The sequence below is a fragment of the Burkholderia sp. DN3021 genome (assembly GCF_049805555.1).
GTDB lineage: Bacteria > Pseudomonadota > Gammaproteobacteria > Burkholderiales > Burkholderiaceae > Burkholderia > Burkholderia pyrrocinia_C.
On the sequence record NZ_JBNCAB010000065.1, the window covers coordinates 1 to 21,680 of the forward strand.

A 21,680-nucleotide genomic window follows, 5' to 3' on the forward strand; every position below is an offset into this window, starting at 1 on the left:
TGCCCGCGCCGCGCCCGCCGCGCGCGCGCGTCGACGCACCGGCCGCCGGCGAGCGCATGTCGGCCGCGTTCGCGCTGCAGACGCTCGCCGACGTGCGCGACGCACAGGACATCGTCGTCGAGGAAGCGCCGAGCGCGCGGCCCGTGATGCAGGAACACCTGCCGTTCACGCGCAGCGGCACGTTCTACACGATGGACAGCGGCGGGCTCGGCTACGGGATGCCGGCCGCCGTCGGCGTCGCGCTCGCGCAGCCGGGCCGGCGCGTGATCGCGCTGATCGGCGACGGGTCGAGCCTGTATTCGATCCAGGCACTGTGGAGCGCCGCGCAGTTGAAATTGCCGATCACGTTCGTGATCCTGAACAACCGGCGCTACGCGGCGCTGCAGGATTTCGCGCCGGTGTTCGGCTTTGGCCCCGGCGATCCCGTGCAGGGCACCGATCTGCCCGACCTGGATTTCGTCGCGCTCGCCGAAGGGATGGGCTGCCGCGGCGTGCGCGTCGCCGATGCGGCGCGCCTGCGCGGCACGCTGACCGACGCGCTGCATGCCGCGACGCCGGTCGTCGTCGAAGTCGAGATTGCCTGACGCGCGACGCGCGTCTTTCCGGAGACTCCATGCAAACCGTATCGATGCTGATCGGCGGCGAACGCCGCCACTCATCCAGCGGCGCGACCTTCGTGCGCCGCAACCCGCTCGACGGCGAAATCGCGTCCGAGGCGCCCGCGTGCACCGTCGACGATGCGCGTGCGGCGGCCGACGCGGCCGCGCGCGCCTTTCCCGAATGGGCCGCGCTCGGCCCCGGCGCGCGCCGCGCGCTGCTGCTGAAGGCGGCCGCCGCGCTCGAAGCGAAGCATGAACAGTTCGTCGCCGCGATGGCGGCCGAGACGGGCGCATCCGCGCTGTGGGCCGGCTTCAACGTGCACCTTGCCGCGAGCGGGCTAGTCGAGGCCGCATCGCTGACCACACAGGTCGGCGGCGAACTGATTCCGTCCGACGTGCCCGGGTCGCTCGCGATGGGCGTGCGGCAGCCGGCCGGCGTGGTGCTCGGCATCGCGCCGTGGAACGCGCCGGTGATCCTCGCGACCCGCGCGCTCGCGCTGCCGCTCGCATGCGGCAACACGGTCGTGCTGAAGGGCTCGGAGCTGTGTCCCGTCACGCACGGGCTGATCGTCGAGGCGCTGCAGGAGGCTGGATTGCCGCCGGGCGTCGTCAACTTCGTGACGAATGCGCCCGACGATGCGGGCGCCGTCGTCGACGCATTGATCGCGCATCCGGCCGTGCGCCGCGTGAATTTCACCGGCTCGACGCGCGTCGGCAGGATCGTCGCCGAAGCATGCGCGCGCCACCTGAAGCCGTCGGTGCTGGAGCTTGGCGGCAAGGCGCCGTTCGTCGTGCTCGACGATGCCGATCTCGACGCAGCGGTCGCGGCGGCCGCGTTCGGCGCGTTCGCGAATTCCGGGCAGATCTGCATGTCGACCGAGCGGATCGTCGTCGACGCGTCGATTGCCGATGCGTTCGTTGCGAAGCTTGCCGACAAGGCCGCGTCGCTGCCGCTCGGCGACCCGCGCAACGGCCCCGTCGTGCTCGGCTCGCTGATCGACATGAAGGCCGTCGAGCGCTGCAACGCGCTGATCGACGATGCGCTCGCGCACGGCGCGACACTGCTGTGCGGCGGCAAGGCCGACAGCACGCTGTTCCCGGCGACGCTGCTCGATCGCGTGAGCCCGGCGATGCGCATCTATGCCGAGGAATCGTTCGGCCCGGTGAAGGGCACGTGCGCGTCGACGGCGAGGCGGCGGCGATCCGCTGCGCGAACGACAACGCGTTCGGGCTGTCGTCGGCCGTGTTCAGCCGCGACGTCGCGCGCGCGATGCGCGTTGCGGCACGCATCGAATCGGGCATCTGCCACGTGAACGGCCCGACCGTGCACGACGAGGCGCAGATGCCGTTCGGCGGCGTGAAGGACAGCGGCTTCGGCCACTTTGGCGGCAAGGCCGGCATCGCGGCGTTCACGGATCTGCGCTGGATCACCGTGCAGACCGCGCCGCGCCACTATCCGTTCTGACGAGGCCACCGACGATGAGAATCGCCATTCTGGGCGCGGGCGCGATGGGCTCGCTGTTCGGCGGGCTGCTGGCCGAAAGCGGCGAGGCCGTCACGCTGATCGACGTGAACGACGCGCATCTCGATGCGATCCGTCGCGACGGGCTGCGCATCGACGACGCTCGCGGCGAACGCCGCATCCGCGCATTGCGGGCCGTGCGGCCGGAAGCCGCGAATGCGGACGCGGCCGCATCGCCCGATGCATCGTTCGACCTGCTGATCGTTTTCACGAAATCGCTGCATACGCGTGCGGCGCTCGACGGCGTGCGCGCGCTGCTGACGTCGCATACGCACGTGCTGACATTGCAGAACGGGCTCGGCAACGTCGAGACGCTGAATGCGTTCGTGCCGCTCGAACGCATCCTGGTCGGCGTGACGACGTGGCCGGCCGATGCCGCGGGGCCCGCGCACGTTCGCTCGCACGGCGCGGGCACGATCCGCATGATGACGGCCGACGGCCACGCACACCCGTTCGCGACGGCCGTGGCCGATGCGCTGTCGCGCGCGGGGCTCGCATGCACGCTCGACGCCGACGTGTGGGCCGCGATCTGGGAGAAGGTCGCGTTCAACGCTGCGCTCAACACGCTGTGCGCGGCGACCGGCTGCACGGTCGACCAGCTCGGCAACCATCACGACGGGCCGCGGCTCGCGCTCGCGATCGCAGCCGAGACGGCCGCCGTCGCCCTCGCGAACGGAATCGCCGTCGACGGTGAACGCATCGCGCGCAACGTCGAACACGCAATCGGCGAGCATCGCGGCCATCGCCCGTCGATGCTGCAGGACGTGCTCGCGGGCCGCCGCACGGAAATCGACGCGATCAGCGGCAAGGTCGTCGCGGCCGCGCGCGAAGCGGGCGTCGCGGTGCCGCATACCGAGACGCTGCTCGCGCTCGTCCGGCTGATCGACGCACGGGTGAACTGAGCATCGGGCCGGCGGCGCGGCTTGCGCCGCACGACGATACGAGCCGTCGCGCGCAGGCGATGGCGCCGGATCGAGACGGGTTGAAAAGACACCGGCGCCGACGCATTGACGCCGGCCGACCGCGCAGTACGAGATTCGGGCACGCGTCGACGCGCCAGCCCGGACAACAGGAGACGCCATGAAAGCCATCGAATGCCGTTGTCTTGCCGCGCGCCGTTCGCGCACGTTGCCGCCGACGCGCGGCGCACGGGAGGTCGCATGAGCACGCGCGACGGATTGCCGCCGCCGTCGGTCGACATCGGCACGACGCTCGACGACGGGCCGTTCACGACGATGCAGCGCTGCGTGGTGCTGCTCGCCGCGCTCGCGATCGTGCTCGACGGCTTCGACGGCCAGTTGATCGGCTTCGCGATTCCCGTGCTGATCCGCGAATGGGGCATCACGCGCGGCGCGTTCGCGCCGGCCGTCGCGGCCGGGCTGATCGGGATGGGCATCGGCAGCGCGTGCGCGGGGATCGTCGCGGACCGCTTCGGCCGCCGCCAGGCCGTGATCGGCAGCGTGTTCCTGTTCGGCGTCGCGACCTGCGCGATCGGCTTCGCGCCCGACGTCGCGGCGATCGCGATGCTGCGCTTCTGCGCGGGGCTCGGAATCGGCGGCGCGCTGCCGACGGCCACGACGATGACGGCCGAATACACGCCCGCGCGGCGCCGCACGATGATGGTGACCGCGACGATCGTCTGCGTGCCGCTCGGCGGGATGCTGGCCGGCCTGTTCGCGCACGAGGTGCTGCCGCGCTACGGCTGGCGCGGGCTGTTCTTTGCAGGCGGCGCGCTGCCGCTCGTGCTCGGCTTCGTGCTCGTGCGCGCGCTGCCCGAATCGCCGCGTTATCTCGCGCGACGTCCCGCGCGCTGGCCGGAACTCGGCGCGCTGCTCGTGCGGATGCAGCGGCCGGTCGCGCCGGGCACCGTGTTCACCGATACGAAAGACGCACGCGCGCCCGGCGGACGCGGCGGCTTCGGCGCGCTGTTCGCGAGCGGCCAGGCGCGCGACACGATCGCGCTGTGGTGCGCGTTCTTCATGTGTCTGCTTGCTGTCTACGCGGCGTTCAGCTGGCTGCCGACGATGCTGGCCGCGAGCGGGCTGAGCGTGTCGGTCGCGGGCGCGGGTCTCACCGCGTACAACCTCGGCGGCGTGATCGGCGCGCTGCTGTGCGCATGGGCGATCGCGCATGCCGGGTCGCGCTGGCCGCTCGCGCTGTGCAGCATCGGCGGCGCGGCGAGCGCGGTGTGGCTGATGGGTGTCGATGCGAGCCGCCACACGAACTGGCTGATCGTCGGGCTCGGCCTGCACGGGCTGTTCGTCAACGCGGTGCAGTCGACGATGTATGCGCTTTGTGCGTACATCTACCCGACGGCGGTGCGCGCGACGGGCACCGCGAGCGCACTCGCGTTCGGCCGGCTCGGCGCGATTCTCAGCGCGTTCGCGGGCGCGATCGTGATCACGGCGGGCGGTGCGGGTGCGTACCTGACGATGCTGGCCGCGGCGATGGGCGTCGTGTGCATCGCGCTGCTCGCGGTGCGGCGGCACATTCCGCGGCTGTCGCGCGCGCAGTCGGTGCCGCGCGACGGGGAGGAGCTGGCCCGCACGTCGTCGTGACGTGCGGGCGCATCGCGTGCATCGCGCGCGTTACAGCGTGGTGCGCACGTGCCAGAGCTCGGGGAACAGCACGACGTCGAGCATCTTGCGCAGATACGGCGCGCCGCTGGTGCCGCCCGTGCCCTGCTTGAAGCCGATGATGCGCTCGACCGTCGTCACGTGACGGAAGCGCCACTGGCGGAACGCGTCCTCGAGATCGACCAGTTCCTCGGCCATCTCGTACAGCTCCCAGTGCTGCTGCGGGTGTCGGTACACCTCGAGCCACGCGGCTTCGACCGTCTCGTCGTGCCGTGTCGGCTGCGTCCAGTCGCGCTCGAGCCGCTCCGGCGCGATCGGGAACCCGCGCCGCGCGAGCAGGCGCACGACCTCGTCGTAGAACGACGGCGCTTCGAGCGTCGCGCGCACCTGTTCGAGGAGGTCGGGCCGGTGCGCATGCGGCTGCAGCATCTGCACGTTCTTGTTGCCGAGCAGGAATTCGAGCTGGCGATACTGGTAGGACTGGAAGCCCGACGACTGCCCGAGATACGGCCGCATCGCCGAATACTCGGACGGCGTCATCGTCGACAGCACGTTCCACGCCTGCACGAGCTGCTCGAGGATGCGCGACACGCGCGCGAGCATCTTGAATGCGGGCGGCAACGCATCGGAGCGCACCGCGTCGAGCGCGCCGCGCAGCTCGAACAGCGCGAGCTTCATCCACAGCTCGCTCGTCTGATGCTGGATGATGAACAGCATCTCGTTGTGATCGGGCGACAGTGGGTGCTGCGCGTCGAGGATCGAGTTCAGCGACAGGTAGTCGCCGTAGCTCATCGACTTCGAGAAATCGAGCTGCGCGTTGTGCCAGCCGGCTTGGCCCGAGGTATCGCCCGGCACGTGCGGCGCTTCGTGTGCCGCTTGTGCCGAATGTACCGGTTGCGCGGCGCGTGCGCCCGAGAACGGGCAGCCCGCCGGCGCTTCGTCGCCGGGCGGCTGCATATGACCAGAATTCACGACTTTCTCCAGGATTGAATGACGGGGCGCGGCGCGTTATCCGCACGTCACTGCGGCGCGCGCCGGGCAAAACCGGTCAGGTCACCGCGCCGCGTTCGGCGAACTCGGGCGCCTTCCACGCATCGGTGGCCAGGATGTCGCGCAGCGTCTCGACGGCATCCCACACGTCGACGAAGCGCACATAGAGCGGCGTGAAGCCGAAACGCAGCACGTATGGCTCGCGGTAGTCGCCGATCACGCCGCGCGCGATCAGCGCCTGCATCACTTCGTAGCCGTGCGGATGCTCGAAGCTCGCCTGCGAGCCGCGCTGGTGATGCGAGCGCGGCGTGACGAGCTTCAGCGACAGGCCCGCGCAGCGCGCTTCGACGAGCGCGATGAACGCGTCGGTCAGCGCGAGCGACTTGCGGCGGATCGCCTGCATGTCGGTCTGCAGGAACACGTCGAGCCCGCATTCGACCATCGACATCGACACGATCGGCTGCGTGCCGCACAGGAAGCGCGCGATGCCCGGATCGGGTGCGAAGCCCGGCTGCATCGCGAACGGCGCGCGGTGGCCCCACCAGCCGGACAGCGGCTGCGAGAAGTGCGCGTGATGGCGCTGCGGCACCCACACGAACGCGGGCGAACCGGGGCCGCCGTTCAGGTACTTGTACGTGCAGCCGACCGCGCCGTCCGCGCGCGCGCCGTTCAGGTCGACCGGCACCGCGCCGGCCGAGTGCGCGAGATCCCACAGCATCAGCGCGCCAGCGTCGTGCACGAGCTGCGTGACGGCCGGCATGTCGTGCATGTAGCCGGTGCGGTAGTTCACGTGCGTGATCATCGCGACGGCCGTGTCCGCGCCGAGCGCGTCGGGCAGGTCGGCCGGATCGTCGATCAGGCGCAGCTCGTAGCCGCCGCCGAGCTGCTCGATCAGCCCCTGCGCGATATACAGGTCGGTCGGGAAGTTCGAGCGTTCCGACACGATCACGCGGCGCTCGGGCGCGCGCCCGGCCTGATGACGCAGCGTCGCCGACAGCAGCTTGAACAGGTTGATCGAGATGGTGTCGGTCACGACCGTTTCGCCGGGCGCGCCGCCGATCAGCGTCGCGAGCTTGTCGCCGAGGCGGCGCGGCAACGCGAACCAGCCGGCCGTGTTCCAGCTGCGGATCAGCCCTTCGCCCCATTCGGCGCCGATCACCTGCTGCGCGCGCGCGGCCGACGCGCGCGGCTGCGCGCCGAGCGAGTTGCCGTCGAGGTAGATCACGCCGTCGGGCAGTGCGAACTGGTCGCGCAGCGGGGCGAGCGGGTCGTCGCGGTCGAGGGCGAGCGCGTCTTCACGGGTCTTGATCATGATGTGGGGTCGTGGGTCGGAGTAGTCAGAAAGCATGCGCGGGCAGCGCGCGCAGCACCGCGCGCACGGGGCTCGCGTCGAGCGTCGCGAACTTCAGCGGCAGTGCGATCAGTTCGTAGTCGCCGGGCGGCACGTCGTCGAGCACGATGCCTTCGAGGATCGCCATCCGGTGCGCACGCACGCGGTGATGCGCATCCATCGTCTTCGATTCCTGCGGGTCGAGCGACGGCGTGTCGATGCCGACCAGCTTCACGCCATGCGCGGCGAGCAGGTCGATCGTTTCAGGCGCGACCGCGCAGAAGCCGGGGTCCCATTGCGTGACCGGCGCTTGCGCACAGGTGCGCAGCAGCACGCGCGGCGGCACGCCGTCGAGCGCGGCCGCAACGTCGGCCGGCTGCACGACGGGCGATGCGCCGATGCAATGGATCACGCGGCACGGGCCGAGATAGGTGTCGAGCGGCACGGCGCCGATCGGCGCGCCGTCGGCGTCGTAGTGCAGCGGCGCGTCGCAGTGCGCGCCCGTATGCGGCGACAGCGTCAGACGCGCGACGTTGACCGGCGAGCCGGCCTCCATCCGCCACACGCGTTCGACGGAAACCGGCGTATCGCCCGGCCACACGGGGGTGGCGGGGCTGACAGGCGGCGAGATGTCCCAGAGAGTGTCCATGGCATGACGAATCGGTGAATCGATGCTTCGAATGATAGGTGGACGCTCGCAGAAAGTGCTTGCGAAATAAACATGGACAATCCGCCGGATTGGCAGATAATTCGACTGAGAGGGAAAACGGGGACCAAAAATGCACGCGATCACGCTCGATGCCACCGACTGCCGGATTCTGGCGGTATTGCAGGAGGAGGGCAGAATCAGCAATCTCGATCTGGCGGAACGGATTTCGCTTTCGCCGTCCGCCTGCCTGCGCCGCATGCGCCTGCTCGAGGAGCAGGGCGTGATCGAGCACTATCGCGCGTGCCTGAGCCGCGAGAAGCTCGGCTTCGAGCTCGAGGCGTTCGTGCAGGTATCGATGCGCAACGAAGAGAATCAATGGCACGAGCGCTTCGCGGAAGCGCTGCGCGAATGGCCGGAGGTGGTCGGCGCGTTCGTCGTGACGGGCGAGAGCCACTATCTGCTGCGCGTGCTCGCGCACAACCTCAAGCACTATTCGGATTTCGTGCTGAACCGGCTCTACAAGGCGCCGGGCGTGATGGACATCCGTTCGAACATCGTGCTGCAGACGCTGAAGGACGAAGCCGGCGCGCCGGTCGGGCTGGCGCGCACGGGTGCGATCAAAGCGGTGTAAGGCCGTGGAAGCCGCCGCCGTGGAACACGAGCGGCGGTGTTTCGTCCGAAGCGGCGCGCACGCCGCAGCGTTCCACTTCGCCGACGAAGATCACGTGGTCGCCTTCGTCATAGCGGCTGCGGTTGTGGCATTCGAACCACGCGAGCGCGCCGTCGAGCACGGGCATCCCCGAGTTGCCGGCCACATGCGCGATTCCTTCGAAGCGGTCGCCCTTGTAGGTCGAGAAGCGCTTGCACAGGTCGAGCTGCGATGCGGCGAGCACGTTCACCACGTAATGGCTGTTGCCGCGGAATACGGGCGTCGATGCCGATTTGTGCGCGAGGCTCCACAGCACGAGCGGCGGATCGAGCGATACCGAGTTGAACGAGCTGGCGGTGATGCCGATCAATTGCCCGGACGGCGCGCGCGTCGTGATCACCGTCACGCCCGTCGCGAACTGGCCGAGCGCCTGGCGGAAGGCGGCCGCGTCGAAATCCGGCGGATTGGCGCGGCTCATCGGGCGGCCATCCGGAACGAAACGGGCGGGCGCGGCGCGACGCGGGGGTGACGGGCGCGGCGGACGAAAGGCGACAAGGCGGTCGATTGGGAAGTGGTGCGCATGGCCCGATTTTAGCGGAATCGGCGCCGCCGGGCCCGGCCGGACGGCGCATTGCGAGGATAGCGTGACGTAACGAACGCTGCGGCGCGATGCCAGGATCACGATGGCGCGCGGTCGGCATGGCCGTTCTGTCGCGTTTTTGTGCGGTGCCGCCGGCCTGTCCACCTGCCGATCCACTGATTCGCCGCGCCGCCCATCGATGCCCGTGCTATTGCGTCGCCGCCAGCCCGAGCGACAGCGCGCCCGTCACGATCAGGCTCGACGCCCACACCGCATCGAGATTGAACCAGCTCCGCGACACGAATTTCAGCCCGAGATAGCGGTACACGAGCCACGCGAGCCCGCCGGCGGCGGCGATCATCGCGGCCGCATGCACGGCCGCGACGACGAGCGCCATCCCGAGATGCGCATCGACGAGCGTGGCCGCCGCGCGGTGGCCGGCGTCCATGTCGAGCCCGCAAAGCCCGAGGTAGATCGGCACCAGCATCAGCCCCGCACCGTGCGCGATCGCGACCGCGAACGACCACAGGCCGAGCCGCGCCGGCGGGATCCGCGCAAGCGCGCGCGGATGCCGGCGCCGGATCAGCAGCACGGCGCCGAAGCCGATCACGAGCGCGCTCGCGCCGATCCGGATCGCCGACTGCCACGCGAGCAGCGCGGCGAGCAGCCCGAATGGCAGCATCACCGCGAATACCGCGAGCGCATGGCCGAGCGCGAGATAGCCGAGCGCCGCGACGAGCGCGCCGCCGCGGCGCGTCATCAGCGCGTTCGACACCGCGAGCGGCCAGCCCATCGCGGGATTGAGCCCGTGATACACGCCGCTCGCGAGCACGGCCGCCCACAGCGCGAACTGCGCGTGAAGTCCGGTGTTCAACGCTTGACCGACGGGTAGCAGAACGAGTCGGTCGAGCAGTCGCCGCCTTCGAGCCGGATCTGGTGCGCGCGATAGCCGTCGGGGAACTCGACCCAGTAATCGTCGGCGAGCGTCAGCCCGCCGTCCGGCCCCGCATGCGCGAGCACCTGCGCGGCCGGCACGCCGTCCGGATAGAACTGGTCGTCCCACGTCGAATAGAGCGAGTTGGTCCAGTACACGCGCCGGCCGTCGCGGCTGATCTCGACCATCTGCGGGCCGCCCGCGAACGCGCGGCCGTTCGTGTGCGGCGCGCGGCGCACGATGCCGCCGATCCGCACCGACCCCGCGAGCACCGGGTTGTGCGGATCCGACACGTCGTACTGGCGCATCTCGCCGGTGCCCCAGCACGACACGTAGAGGAAGCGGTCGTCGAGCGACAGGTCGATGTCGGTCACGAGCGGCGGCACCGCGCCGAACGCTTTCAGCAGCGGCGGCAGTTCGTCGGCCGCGGCCGGCTCGGCCGGGATCGTCGCGGTCTTCTTCACATGGAACTTGCCGTCCTCGCGCCACCAGGTCCAGATCGAGCCTTCGAGGTTCGTCGTATCGACCACCACGCCGACGAATCCGTATTCGCGCACCGGGTCGTGCGCGGGCCGCACTTCGAGCGCCATCTGGTGCTGCGCGCCGAGATCGATCGTCTGCACGTTGCGCCGCGCGCGCAGGTCCCAGAAATGCAGCCGGTGCCCGTATTTGTTCGCGAGCAGGTCCTCGGGCACGATGCCGTTCTCGAATTGCGGCGGCAGCGCCCATTCGCTCGACACCATGTAGTCGCGCGGCAGGTTCCACCAGAAATCGTAGTGCTTGTCCTGCGGGCCGCGATCGATCTCCCAGCGGCCGAGCACGTCGAAGGTTTCGCAATCCATGATGAAGATGCCGGGCGCGCCGTCGGTGCCGTCCTTGCCCGCGCCGCCGAGCGTGCTCACGTAGATGCCCTCGGGGCCGCAGTGAACGGTGTGCGGCCGCGAATAACCGGTCTTCGCGAAGATCTCGTCGGGTTCGATGATCTTGTGGATGCGCGCCTGCGTCGGGTGCGGCTTCGTGTCGATCACGTAGATGCGCGACGAGCGCAGGCCGGGGATGATCAGGAAGCGGCGTTCGAGGAACGCATGGCCGGTCAGCGGCGACAGCGCCGACGAGCACGCGTTCCAGCCGAAGTGGTGAAACTCGTCGCCGGTGTTCGGCATCGTCACCGTGTGCACGATCTTTCCGTAGGTCGGCGAGCCGGGCTTCACGTCGATCACGGCGAGCGCGTCGGGTCTGGAAAAATCGGGGCTCAGCAACAACGTATAGGCAAACTCTTCCGCCGGCGCCTGCATCGCAAGCTCGGGAGAAGCGTGAAACGTCGGGTCAGGCCGCATGCTCATGGTGATGCCCTCTCGGTGGTATCGGACTACTGACGCACGGCCGTGCGCTGCGGGCGTGCGGGTCGAGGTGGCCGCGCGGCGCGCATCTCGCCGGCGGGCGCGATCGGCAGGCGGACGCACGCGTCGGCGACACGCGCGGCGCCGTGCATCAGATCGTGAATGCGGGTGAAGACGAGGTGCGGGATCGTCGCGCCCGCGGTGATACGGGCGCACGGCGTCGCGATGGTACGGCTGAAGCGTCGGCTCGCGACGTGGCGGCGACCGGGCCCGCAACGCGGGCGATGTCTGTCAAGACGTGCATATCGATGTTCCGGCAGATGATGGGTGCATCAGGGTCGGGCGTGCATCGGACGCTTTGCGTGGCCGGACGGTTTGCGCCGCGGTCACGCGTGCCTAAGTGTAGTCGAGAAACGTGCGGTCGGTCGCGCGCGGCACCTGTGCGATCTGCCAGGTTCGCGCGCGAGTGAGATACTTGCCGAAGTGCCGCTGCGTCGCGTACCACGGACGCGCGGCGGCGAGATGCAACGGTGGCGCCGGCACCTGCGTGCCGGCTGCTGTCATCAACGAGGGGCTGATTTCATGGGGAACGCAATGCTTGAAACCGCGACGTTGGGAGGCGGGTGTTTCTGGTGCACGGAGGCCGTGTTTCTCGACGTCGACGGCGTGACGGCCGTCCAGTCGGGCTACGCGGGCGGCCACACGCGCAATCCCGGTTATCGCGACATCTGCGAAGGCGACACGGGCCACGCGGAAGTCGTCAACGTGACGTTCGATCCGGCGCGCATCGGCTATCGCGAGATCCTCGAGATCTTCTTCGCGACGCACGATCCGACCCAGTTGAACCGGCAGGGCAACGACGTCGGCACGCAGTACCGGTCGGTCGTGTTCACGCATTCCGATGCGCAGCGCGATACCGCGCTCGACGTGATCCGCGAGCTGGAGCGCGAGCAGGTGTTCGGGCAGCCGATCGTTACGCAGGTCGTGCCGCTCGACGGCAACTACTGGCCGGCCGAGGACTATCACCAGAACTATTACGCGCGTAACCCGGGGCAGGGCTACTGCTCGGTCGTGATCGGGCCGAAGCTCGCGAAATTCCGGCAGAAGTTCTCGCACCGGCTGAAGTCGCTGCGCGGCGCGTAAGCGTGCGAACGGCGGAAACCGACGAAACCGGCGAAACCGACGTTAAGCCGCCTCGCCGCGCCACTGCGCGCACGCGGCGGCGATCTCGCGCGCGAGCGCGATGCACGACAGCGGCGCGGAGCCTTCCGCCTTGTTGTTGATCGTGATGAGCACCGGCTGACCGGCCAGCGCATAGCGCGCGGCCAGTTCGGCGAGCGCCGAGCGCGTGGCCGGATCCTCGTCGACCAGCTTGTCGAACGGTTCGTACTTCGCTTTCGCCTGTTCGTACTTGAAGCCGCCGTGCAGGCTCCAGCGCACGATCAGCGGGCCCGGCGCGTCGCCGTCGAGCAGCGCGAGCGCGGCGGCCTGGCGCAGCGGGTCGGGCATCCGCGCGTGCAGGCCGACGCAGTAGCGCACACCGAGCGCGGCGAGCGCGCGGATGAAGCGCGGCGTGAGCAGGCTCGCGTCGCGGATCTCGATCGCGTAGCGCGGGCCCTCGGCTTCCGGCGGCAGCGGCGGCAGCGCCGCGAAGAACGCGGCGAGCCGGTCGATCAGCGCGGCCGGTTCGGCGAGCAGATGATCGGGCAACGGCGAGAACTGGAACACGAGTACGCCGGCTTTCCGGCCGAGCCCTACGAGGCACGGCTGCACGAATTCCCGGGTGGCGAGCTGCGCGTCGAGGAAGGTCGGGTTCGGCCCCGACGGCTCGCCGCGCCGGCCGCGCACGACCGCGTCGGTCACGGCGGCCGGCGCCTTCACGACGAAGCGGAAATCGTCGGGCACCTGCTGCGCGTAGCGCAGGTAGTCGGCGACGGACAGCGGGCCGTAGAACGACCGGTCGAGACTCACGCTCTTCAATAGCGGATGCGCACCGTATGCTTCGAGCCCTTCGCGCGACAGCTTCGTCTGCGCGAAATCGCCGTCGTAGACGATGCCGTTCCAGCCGGGGAAGTACCACGACGACGTGCCGAGCCGGACGTTAGGCGGCAGGCCGGCCGCTGCCTTGGCGACGTCCGCCGCGATCGGCGCGGGCGGCACGCCGCGCCGGCGCTGGCTTTTCTTCGGCGGCGCGGCCGGCGGCGACGGGTCGTCCCACAGCAGGCCGGAGGCGGGCGGCGGTGCTTCGTCGGAAAGGCGGGAGGCTGCGCGGGCGGGCGGCGCCTGCCGCGCATCGTCATGCGGGGTCGAAGTCACGCGTTCATCGGCGTTTGCAGGGGGCGTGTCGTCCGCGGGCGACGACGCGCGTGCAGCGTCCGCCGGCACGCCGAACAGGTCGAATTGTCCGTCGGCGTGCGACTCGTCCGTGTCGTCGCGCTGCTGTCGTTCCGGCGGCGCCTTGCGCCGCGTCCTGCCGTCACCCATGCATGCCCAGCGTGAAGCGCCGCCTAGCGCGGCAGCGCGTGTTCGTACATATAGCGCCGCGACCACGGCAGCGTTTTCGCGCTGCGTCCGGCCTTGCGGCACACGATCTGGAAGATCGACACGTCGTCGTGTTCGAACGCATACGCGCAGCCGGCGAGATACACGCGCCAGATGCGGAATTTTTCGTCGTCGACGAGTTTTCGCGCCTCCTCGGCCTTCGCCTCGAAGTTTTCCGTCCAGATGTCGAGCGTGCGCGCATAGTGCCGCCGCAGGCTTTCGACGTCAACCGCTTCCAGCCCGCCGCGCTGGGCCGCTTCGAGCGCGAGGCTGATGTGCGGCAGCTCGCCGTCCGGGAATACGTAGCGGTCGATGAACTCGCCGCCGCCGAGCGCCGTTTCGCCGCTTTCCGCGTCGGTCGACGTGATGCCGTGGTTCATCGCGATGCCGTCGTCGGCGAGCAGTTCGCGCACCCGCGAGAAGTACAGCGGCAGGTTCTTGCGGCCGACGTGCTCGAACATCCCGACGCTCGTGATGCGGTCGAACTGGCCGTCGATCTCGCGGTAGTCCTGCAGGCGGATCTCGATCTTGTCTTCCAATCCCGCGGCCTTCACGCGCGCGGTCGCGAGGTCGAACTGGTTCTGCGACAGCGTCACGCCGAGACACGTCGCGCCGAACTTCTGCGCGGCGCGCAGCACGAGCGCGCCCCAGCCGCAGCCGATATCGAGCAGGCGCTGGCCCGGCTGCAACTGGATTTTCGTGAGGATGTGGTCGATCTTCTTGATCTGCGCGGTGGCGAGATCCTCGTCGCCGTTCTCGAAGTACGCGCACGAGTACACCATGTTCTCGTCGAGCCACAGCTTGTAGAACTCGTTCGAGACGTCGTAGTGGTACTGGATCGCCTTCTTGTCGGTGTTCTTCGTGTGGTTGAAGTAGCGCTTCACGCGCGCGAGCTTGCTCGCGCTCGTCACCGTGCTGCGCGCGAGCGAGTAGCCGATGTTGATGATGTCCGACAGCTTGCCCTCGATGTCGATCTTGCCCTTCACGTATGCCTCGCCGAGATTGTCGAGGCTCGGTTCGAGCAAGAGCGGCAACGCCGACGCGCTGTTGACCTTCAGCGTGACCTGCGGCGCGCTGAAGGTGCCGAAATCGAGTTGTTCGCCGTTCCACAGCACGAGGCGCGCCGGTATGTTCGCTTTCGCCCGTACTTCGTCCGCCCACTGTGCCAGCTTCTTTTCCCAGAACATTTGGATTCTCCGTTTGTTCGTTGAATCGAATACAGCCAAGTATCTTGACGGCGCCCGCCGCTTGCGACGCGGGCGCCCGGATGCAACACGAGACACGACCGGCGTGTGCCGGCGCCGCGCTTACGGCGACAGGCGCGAAATCGTCCAACCTTGCGACGTGTCGGCGTCGCGCGTATAGAGCAGACGGTCGTGCAGCCGCGACGGGCGCCCCTGCCAGAACTCGATCGCGTCGGGCACGAGGCGGTAGCCGCCCCAGTGCGGCGGGCGCGGCGGGGTGTCGCCGTAGCGTTCGCTGACGGCCTTTTCGCGCGCTTCGAGCGTCGCGCGGCTGTCGATCACCGCGCTCTGGTCGGACGCCCATGCGCCGATGCGCGAGCCGAGCGGGCGCGACGCGAAATAGCGGTCGCTTTCTTCGGCGCTGGTTTTCTCGATCCGGCCTTCGATGCGCACCTGGCGCTCGAGCTCGATCCAGTAGAACAGCAGCGCCGCTTGCGGATGCGCGGCGAGATCGCGCCCCTTGCGGCTTTCGTAATTGGTAAAGAAGACGAACCCGCGTTCGTCGACGCCCTTGATGAGCACGATCCGGGCAGACGGCCGGCCGTCGGCGCCGACGGTCGCGAGCGTCATCGTGTTCGGCTCGGGCAGTTTGGCGGCGAGCGCCTCCTTGAACCAGCGGTCGAACTGGACGAAGGGGTCGGGGGCGGCATCGGCTTCGTCGAGCGAAGCACGCGAATAGTTGATGCGGAGATCGGCGAGAGTCGTCATGTTATGCAAACGCTTCAATCTGGGGCCAGTATAGCGAACGCGCAAGAATCGTGCGTGCACAGTGGCGCGTGGGAGCGGGGAGTTCAGGCAAAATAGAGGGCTGCTCGACTTACGTTTTCCTTGCTGCCATGTCCGCTGCCGACACTGCCCCGCCCAGTTCTTCTGATCTTACCCCGACCCCGACAATCCAGCTTGACGTGGATCGCGAACGGCGTTTCGGCGGCGTCGCGCGGCTGTATGGCGCGCCGGCGGCCGCCGCTTTCGAGCGTGCGCATGTCGCGGTGATCGGGATCGGCGGCGTCGGGTCGTGGACGGCCGAGGCGCTCGCGCGCAGCGCGATCGGTACATTGACGCTGATCGATCTCGACAACGTCGCGGAAAGCAATACGAACCGGCAGATCCATGCGCTCGACGGCAATTACGGCAAGCCGAAGGTCGACGCGATGGCCGAGCGGATCGCGCTGATCGATCCCGCGTGCCGCGTGAACCGGATCGAGGATTTCGCGGAACCCGACAACTTCGACGCGCTGCTCGGCGGCGGCTTCGACTATGTGATCGACGCGATCGACAGCGTGCGCACGAAGGTCGCGCTGATCGCATGGTGCGTCGCGAAGCGGCAGCCGCTCGTCACGGTCGGCGGCGCGGGCGGGCAGCTCGACCCGACGCGCATCCGGATCGACGATCTCGCGCTGACGATCCAGGATCCATTGCTGTCGAAGGTGCGTGCGCAGTTGCGCAAGCAGCACGGCTTTCCGCGCGGGCCGAAGGCGCGTTTCAAGATCAGCGCCGTGTATTCGGACGAGCCGCTGATCTACCCGGAAGCGGCCGCATGCGACATCGAGGACGGCGCCGAGCCGTCCACGGCCGCGCACGTCGCAGGGCTCAACTGTGCGGGATTCGGTTCGAGCGTATGCGTGACCGCGAGCTTCGGCTTCGCGGCCGCCGCGCATGCGCTGCGCGCGATCGCGGCGCAGGCCGCGGGCTGATCGGCGACGCGCGGGCGTTGCTTCATGCTGCGGCGCGGGCACGCGCTGCCAGCGATACGGCGACCGGCCGGGCCGTTGCGGCCCGGCCGGTCGTTCGTCAGTTGAGCGCCATGCTCAGCTTGCGCCGCCATCCGGCGACGATCTCGGGGCGGTCACCCGCCAGCTCGAACACGGAAATCATCGTCTTGCGGCCGAGATCGTCGCCGTACGCGCGGTCGCGCAGCACGATTTCCAGCAACTGCTCCAGCGCGCCTTCATACTCGCGCCGCGCGATCAGGCTCTGCGCGAGGTCGAAGCGCGCGTCGAGATCGCCCGGGTTCGCCGCGATACGGGCTTCGAGCGCGTCGGTCGGCGGCAGGTCGGCCGTTGCGTCGAGCGCGTCGAAACGGGTCTTGATCGCCTGGTAGCGCGGATCGCCGCCGTCCACGATCTGCGGCGACAGGCGCTCGGCCTCGGCGCGTGCGACTTCGACCTGGTTGTTCGCGAGCAGCAGTTCGATCAGGTCGAGGCGTGCGTCGTCGAAACCGGGGTTCAGCGCGAGCGCCGCTTCGAGGTGCGTGAGCGCGTCGTCGTAGCGCGATTCGGCCATCGCGTACTGCGCGGCGCGGCGTTCGGCTTCCTCGGGCGCCGGCAGCAGCCGGTCGAGGAACGCGCGCAACTGCCCTTCGGGCAGCACGCCGACGAACTGGTCGACCGGGCGCCCGTCCGCGAACGCGATCACGTGCGGGATGCTGCGCGTCTGGAAGTGCGCGGCGAGTTCCTGGTTCTCGTCGACGTTGACCTTCACGAGCTTCCAGCGGCCTTCGTAATCGGCTTCGAGTTTTTCGAGCAGCGGGCCGAGCGTCTTGCAGGGGCCGCACCACGGCGCCCAGAAGTCGACCAGCACGGGCGTGTCGAGCGACGCCTCGATGACGTCTTTCTCGAATGTGGCAAGCGTGGTGTCCATGTCGTTCTCTTCCGTTCGAATATCGTCAGGATGGGGGCGGCGCGCCCGTTTTTCAACGCGGCTTCGACTCGGGTAGCGGAATCCACTCGGTCTCGCCCGGCACCTTGCCCATTTCCTGGCGCGTCCAGGCTTCCTTCGCGCGCGCGATCGCGTCGCGGCTGCTGGCGACGAAATTCCATTCGATGAAGCGCTCGCCGTCGATCTTGTCGCCGCCGAGCAGCATCGCGCGCGCGCCGCCGGCGCTCGTCAGCGTGACCGCCGCGCCCGGCGCGAGCACGGCCATCTGCTCGGCCGGAACCGGCGTGCCGTCGATCGCGAGATCGCCGTCGACCACGTAGACCGCGCGCTCCTGGTGCGACGCGTCGAGTTCGATGCGGCCGCCGGCCGCGAATTCGGCCGCGACGTACAGCGTGCGCGAGAACGTCGTGACCGGCGAGCGCAGCCCGAACGCATCGCCGGCGATCACCGTCAGCGACACGCCGTCTTCGTCGCGCTTCGGCAGCGTGTCGGCCGCATGGTGCTCGAACGACGGCTCGGTGGTTTCGTGCGCGCGCGGCAGCGCGACCCAGGTCTGGATTCCGTGCACGGTGTGGCCGTTTGCGCGCTGCGCGTCGGGCGTGCGTTCGGAGTGGACGATCCCGCGGCCGGCCGTCATCCAGTTCACGTCGCCCGGCACGATTTCCTGCCGCGAGCCGAGGCTGTCGCGGTGCAGGATCGCGCCGTCGAACAGGTAGGTGACGGTCGCGAGCCCGATATGCGGATGCGAGCGCACGTCGAGCCCGGTGCCGGCCGGCAGCGTGGCGGGCCCCATGTGATCGAAGAAGATGAACGGGCCGACGAGGCGCGCTGCGAGCGCGGGCAGCGTGCGGCGCACCTGCAGGTTGCCGATGTCGCGCACGTGCGGCTTCAGCAGGGCTTTGATCGAGTCGGTCATGGCGGGTCCGGTGATGCAATGGGGATGCAGGTCATTGTAATAGCCGCCCGCCGACGATTCCATGCGCGCCGCGCGGGAATCTGGCCGGGCGGCGAAACCCGGTAGACTGACGCGCTTCGGAACAACGATTCGACAATCGAGGAGACGCCGATGATGGCCCCGAAGGACTTGCTGCTCGCGCTGGTCGTGATTCTGGCGTGGGGCGTTAACTTCGTCGTGATCAAGGTCGGCCTGCACGGGATGCCGCCGATGCTGCTCGGCGCGCTGCGCTTCACGCTCGCGGCCGTGCCCGCGGTGTTCTTCGTGCGCCGGCCGCAGATTCCGTGGCGCCTGCTGGTGCTGTACGGCGCGACGATCCAGCTCGGCCAGTTCGTGTTCCTGTTCACCGGCATGTACGTCGGCATGCCGGCCGGCCTCGCGTCGCTCGTGCTGCAGTCGCAGGCGTTTTTCACGCTGGTGTTCGCGATGCTGTTCCTCGGCGAGCGGCTGCGCGTGCAGAACCTGGTCGGGCTCGCGATCGCCGCGGGCGGGCTCGTCGTGATCGCGGCGCAGGGCGGCCGTGCGATGACGCTCGCGGGTTTCCTGCTGACGATCTGCTCGGCCGCGATGTGGGCGTTCGGCAACATCGTCACGAAGAAGGTCGGGAAAGCGAACCTCGTGTCGCTCGTCGTATGGGCGAGCCTCGTGCCGCCCGTGCCGTTCTTCCTGCTGTCGCTGTGGTTCGAAGGGCCGCAGCGGATCGCGACCGCGCTCGCCGGGCTCGACGGTGCGTCGATCTTCGCGGTCGTCTATCTCGCGTTCGTCGCGACGCTGCTCGGCTACGGGCTGTGGAGCCGCCTGCTGTCGCGCTACCCGGCCGCGCAGGTCGCGCAATTTTCGCTGCTGGTGCCGATCGTCGGGCTCGCGTCGTCGGCGCTGCTGCTCGACGAGCACCTGACGCGCGCGCAACTGACCGGCGCGGCGCTCGTGATGGGCGGGCTCGCGGTGAACGTGTTCGGCGGGAAACTGATGCGCCGCTTCGCGGCGTCGTGACGCGCCGGCACGCGCTGCGTGCCGGCGGTGGGGCGGGGTGGCCGGGTACGGCCGTCAGGCCATCCGGTTCTTCGCGAGCGGCGGATTCGCGGCGAAATAACGCTTGATGCCGCGGAAGATCGCGTCGGCCATCTCGTCGCGATAGCTGTCGTCGTTGAGCCTGCGCTCTTCGTCCGGGTTGCTGATGAACGCGGTCTCGACGAGGATCGACGGAATGTCGGGCGCCTTCAGCACCGCGAACCCGGCCTGTTCGACCGAGCCCTTGTGCAGCTTGTTGATGCCGCCGACTTCCTTCAGCACGTAGTTGCCGTAGCGCATCGAATCGCGGATCTGCGCGGTCGTCGACATGTCGAACAGCGCGCGGCTCACGGCCGCGTCCTGCGTCTTGATGTTGATGCCGCCGATCAGGTCCGACGAATTCTCCTTGTTCGCGAGCCAGCGCGCCGCGGCGCTCGACGCGCCGTGATCGGATAGCGCGAACACCGACGAGCCGCGCGCGGACGGCGTCGTGAACGCGTCCGCGTGGATCGACACGAAGAGATCGGCGCCCACGCGGCGCGCCTTCTGCACGCGCACGTTCAGCGGCACGAAGAAGTCGGCGTCGCGCGTCATCATCGCGCGCATGTTCGGCGCGCCGTCGATCTTCGCGCGCAGCTTCTTCGCGATGTCGAGCGCGATGTGCTTCTCGTACGTGCCGCCGCCGCCGATCGCGCCCGGATCCTCGCCGCCGTGGCCCGGATCGATCGCGACCGTCAGCAGGCGCACGGTGCCGCCCTTGCCGGATTTCGGTGCGGTGAACTTGTAGGTGTCGCCGTCGTCGTCGCTGTCGTCACGGCGCGCGATGACGGGCGGCGGCTTGACGGCCGGCTTCGCGGGCGTCGCAGGCGTGCCGGCAGCGGGCGGCGTGTGCGGCGTGGCCGGCGTGTTCTGCGCGAAGCGCTGGAAGAACGCGTCGCTGTTGTCGTTGCCCGCGACGGGCGGCGTCGCCGGCCCGTTCAGCGCGCTCGGCGGCTGCATCTGCTGCGCGCGCGCCGTGTCGTTGAGCGCCTGTTCCTTGCGTTCCGTCTGCGCGATCAGGTCGGTCAGCGGATCGGGCGCGACGGCCGGATACAGGTCGAACACGAGCCGGTACTTGTAGGTGCCGACCGGCGGCAGCGTGAACACCTGCGGCTTCACCGAGCCTTTCAGGTCGAACACCATCCGCACGACGTGCGGCTGATACTGGCCGACGCGCACCGACTGGATCTGCGGATCGTTCGGCGCGATCTTCGACACGAGGTCGCGCAGCGCCTGGTCGAGATCGAGGCCGTTCAGGTCGACGACGAGACGGTCCGGCCCCTGCAGCAGTTGTTGGCTATTCTGCAGCGGCTGGTCGGATTCGATCGTGACGCGCGTGTAATCGCGCGCGGGCCACACGCGCACGCCGAGCACCGACGACGCGTGCGCGAGCCGCGGGGCGACGAGGCCGAGCACCAGCGTCGACGCGCCCGCGCGCAGGATCTGGCGGCGCCGCCAGTTATGCGTCGCGGTGGCCGCCGATTCGATCGAGCGGAACGGTTTGATCAACATCTTTCGAGACATGCCTTTCCTGAAGCGCTGTACGCCCGGACGGTGAGGGTGCGGCCGTCGCCATCCACGTCGAGCGAGAAAACCAGATCGGGCACGCCGAGCAGCGCGCCCGCCTGTTGCGGCCATTCGACGAGGCAGATCGCGCTGGAATTGAAATATTCGCGAAAGCCTGCGTCGGACCATTCGGCCGGATCGTTGAATCGATACAGATCGAAGTGATAGACCTCGAGTTCCCCATCGCTGCGTTCGAGCGCGTACGGCTCGACGAGCGTATAGGTCGGGCTGCGCACGCGTCCCTGGTGGCCGAGGCCGCGCAGGATCGCGCGCACGAGGCTCGTCTTGCCCGCGCCGAGATCGCCGACCAGCTGGATCTGCAGCCCGTCGAACGCGTGCGCGCGGGCGAGATCGATGCGCGCCGCGTCGAGCGCATGCGCGAAGCGCGTGCCGAAAGCATCGGTCGCCGCTTCGTCGGCGAGCGCGATCACGCGCTCCGCGAGCGGGGCCGGCAGCATGGCGGCGTGAGGCGTATGGGACGTGGCTGGCATTCTCGT

General features: G+C 69.0%; 21 protein-coding genes and 1 pseudogene. 8 read left to right on the plus strand and 14 right to left on the minus strand.

Features of this window, described 5'->3' with window-relative positions:
* The 4 genes and pseudogenes from ACPUER_RS26265 to ACPUER_RS26280 all read left to right on the plus strand — a co-directional run.
* The coding region (locus ACPUER_RS26265) for a thiamine pyrophosphate-dependent enzyme (protein WP_425132516.1) at positions 1-584 on the plus strand (584 nt) is incomplete at its 5' end.
* Positions 585-613: 29 nt separating this feature from the next.
* Positions 614-2,064: pseudogene (locus ACPUER_RS26270) on the plus strand (aldehyde dehydrogenase).
* 14 nt (positions 2,065-2,078) lie between these two features.
* Positions 2,079-3,023: a ketopantoate reductase family protein gene (locus ACPUER_RS26275; RefSeq protein WP_425132517.1), complete on the plus strand. Its 945-nt coding sequence runs from the start codon at positions 2,079-2,081 to the stop codon at positions 3,021-3,023.
* A gap of 258 nt (positions 3,024-3,281) precedes the next feature.
* Complete coding sequence (locus tag ACPUER_RS26280) at positions 3,282-4,679, plus strand: MFS transporter (RefSeq protein WP_425132518.1); 1,398 nt, start codon at positions 3,282-3,284, stop codon at positions 4,677-4,679.
* A 30-nt stretch (positions 4,680-4,709) separates the two neighbouring features.
* Here the strand turns inward: ACPUER_RS26280 and kynA are convergent, their stop codons facing one another.
* From kynA to kynB, 3 genes are all read right to left on the minus strand, one after another.
* Positions 4,710-5,654, minus strand: a complete 945-nt coding sequence (gene kynA, locus ACPUER_RS26285; protein ID WP_310142392.1) for a tryptophan 2,3-dioxygenase — start codon at positions 5,652-5,654, stop codon at positions 4,710-4,712.
* A 91-nt stretch (positions 5,655-5,745) separates the two neighbouring features.
* A complete protein-coding gene (gene kynU / locus ACPUER_RS26290) occupies positions 5,746-6,999 on the minus strand; it encodes a kynureninase (RefSeq protein WP_425132519.1) in 1,254 nt (417 codons plus the stop codon).
* Positions 7,000-7,024: 25 nt separating this feature from the next.
* Entirely contained in the window at positions 7,025-7,666 is a 642-nt protein-coding gene (gene kynB, locus ACPUER_RS26295) for an arylformamidase (RefSeq protein WP_425132520.1), read from the minus strand.
* 130 nt (positions 7,667-7,796) lie between these two features.
* Here kynB and ACPUER_RS26300 point away from each other — a divergent pair, with 130 nt between their 5' ends.
* On the plus strand, positions 7,797-8,297 hold the full coding sequence (locus ACPUER_RS26300; protein WP_006477992.1) for an Lrp/AsnC family transcriptional regulator: 501 nt from the start codon (positions 7,797-7,799) through the stop codon (positions 8,295-8,297).
* Here the strand turns inward: ACPUER_RS26300 and ACPUER_RS26305 are convergent.
* From ACPUER_RS26305 to ACPUER_RS26320, 4 genes are all read right to left on the minus strand, one after another.
* Positions 8,284-8,793 (minus strand): flavin reductase family protein, encoded by a 510-nt coding sequence (locus tag ACPUER_RS26305; RefSeq protein WP_034178871.1) that lies wholly within the window; start codon positions 8,791-8,793, stop codon positions 8,284-8,286. The genes ACPUER_RS26300 and ACPUER_RS26305 overlap by 14 nt on opposite strands.
* Before the next feature lie 310 nt (positions 8,794-9,103).
* On the minus strand, positions 9,104-9,769 hold the full coding sequence (locus ACPUER_RS26310) for a hypothetical protein (RefSeq protein ID WP_425132521.1): 666 nt from the start codon (positions 9,767-9,769) through the stop codon (positions 9,104-9,106).
* Positions 9,766-11,172, minus strand: a complete 1,407-nt coding sequence (locus ACPUER_RS26315) for a selenium-binding protein SBP56-related protein (protein WP_131947550.1) — start codon at positions 11,170-11,172, stop codon at positions 9,766-9,768. The genes ACPUER_RS26310 and ACPUER_RS26315 overlap by 4 nt, the downstream gene beginning before the upstream one ends.
* A 393-nt stretch (positions 11,173-11,565) precedes the next feature.
* A complete protein-coding gene (locus tag ACPUER_RS26320) occupies positions 11,566-11,736 on the minus strand; it encodes a hypothetical protein (protein WP_175961923.1) in 171 nt (56 codons plus the stop codon).
* A gap of 15 nt (positions 11,737-11,751) precedes the next feature.
* Between ACPUER_RS26320 and msrA the strand changes: the two genes are divergently transcribed.
* Entirely contained in the window at positions 11,752-12,312 is a 561-nt protein-coding gene (gene msrA, locus ACPUER_RS26325; protein WP_310142253.1) for a peptide-methionine (S)-S-oxide reductase MsrA, read from the plus strand.
* Between the two features lie 42 nt (positions 12,313-12,354).
* Here msrA and ACPUER_RS26330 read toward each other — a convergent pair whose 3' ends face one another.
* The 3 genes from ACPUER_RS26330 to pdxH form a co-directional block, all read right to left on the minus strand.
* Positions 12,355-13,653 carry a DUF72 domain-containing protein gene (locus tag ACPUER_RS26330; protein WP_425132522.1) on the minus strand — a complete coding sequence of 433 codons (1,299 nt, stop codon included), beginning with the start codon at positions 13,651-13,653 and terminating at the stop codon, positions 12,355-12,357.
* Positions 13,654-13,676: 23 nt separating this feature from the next.
* The gene (locus ACPUER_RS26335) at positions 13,677-14,897 is read right to left on the minus strand and encodes an SAM-dependent methyltransferase (RefSeq protein ID WP_111016239.1); all 1,221 of its coding nucleotides are present in this window, start codon (positions 14,895-14,897) and stop codon (positions 13,677-13,679) included.
* Positions 14,898-15,017: 120 nt separating this feature from the next.
* A complete protein-coding gene (pdxH, locus tag ACPUER_RS26340; protein WP_175961920.1) occupies positions 15,018-15,662 on the minus strand; it encodes a pyridoxamine 5'-phosphate oxidase in 645 nt (214 codons plus the stop codon).
* 128 nt (positions 15,663-15,790) lie between these two features.
* Here pdxH and tcdA point away from each other — a divergent pair, with 128 nt between their 5' ends.
* Positions 15,791-16,648, plus strand: a complete 858-nt coding sequence (gene tcdA, locus ACPUER_RS26345) for a tRNA cyclic N6-threonylcarbamoyladenosine(37) synthase TcdA (RefSeq protein ID WP_310142246.1) — start codon at positions 15,791-15,793, stop codon at positions 16,646-16,648.
* Between the two features lie 97 nt (positions 16,649-16,745).
* Here the strand turns inward: tcdA and trxA are convergent, their stop codons facing one another.
* Together trxA and ACPUER_RS26355 are read right to left on the minus strand one after the other, a co-directional pair.
* Complete coding sequence (gene trxA / locus ACPUER_RS26350; RefSeq protein WP_425132523.1) at positions 16,746-17,594, minus strand: thioredoxin; 849 nt, start codon at positions 17,592-17,594, stop codon at positions 16,746-16,748.
* A 52-nt stretch (positions 17,595-17,646) separates the two neighbouring features.
* On the minus strand, positions 17,647-18,528 hold the full coding sequence (locus tag ACPUER_RS26355; RefSeq protein WP_425132524.1) for a pirin family protein: 882 nt from the start codon (positions 18,526-18,528) through the stop codon (positions 17,647-17,649).
* Positions 18,529-18,681: 153 nt separating this feature from the next.
* Between ACPUER_RS26355 and ACPUER_RS26360 the strand changes: the two genes are divergently transcribed.
* Positions 18,682-19,560 (plus strand): EamA family transporter, encoded by an 879-nt coding sequence (locus ACPUER_RS26360; protein ID WP_425132532.1) that lies wholly within the window; start codon positions 18,682-18,684, stop codon positions 19,558-19,560.
* 54 nt (positions 19,561-19,614) lie between these two features.
* Here the strand turns inward: ACPUER_RS26360 and ACPUER_RS26365 are convergent, their stop codons facing one another.
* Both ACPUER_RS26365 and tsaE read right to left on the minus strand, forming a co-directional pair.
* Positions 19,615-21,141 (minus strand): N-acetylmuramoyl-L-alanine amidase, encoded by a 1,527-nt coding sequence (locus ACPUER_RS26365; protein ID WP_258281185.1) that lies wholly within the window; start codon positions 21,139-21,141, stop codon positions 19,615-19,617.
* On the minus strand, positions 21,123-21,674 hold the full coding sequence (gene tsaE, locus ACPUER_RS26370; RefSeq protein WP_175961915.1) for a tRNA (adenosine(37)-N6)-threonylcarbamoyltransferase complex ATPase subunit type 1 TsaE: 552 nt from the start codon (positions 21,672-21,674) through the stop codon (positions 21,123-21,125). Before tsaE ends, ACPUER_RS26365 begins: the two co-directional genes overlap by 19 nt.
* Between the last annotated feature and the right edge of the window lie 6 nt (positions 21,675-21,680).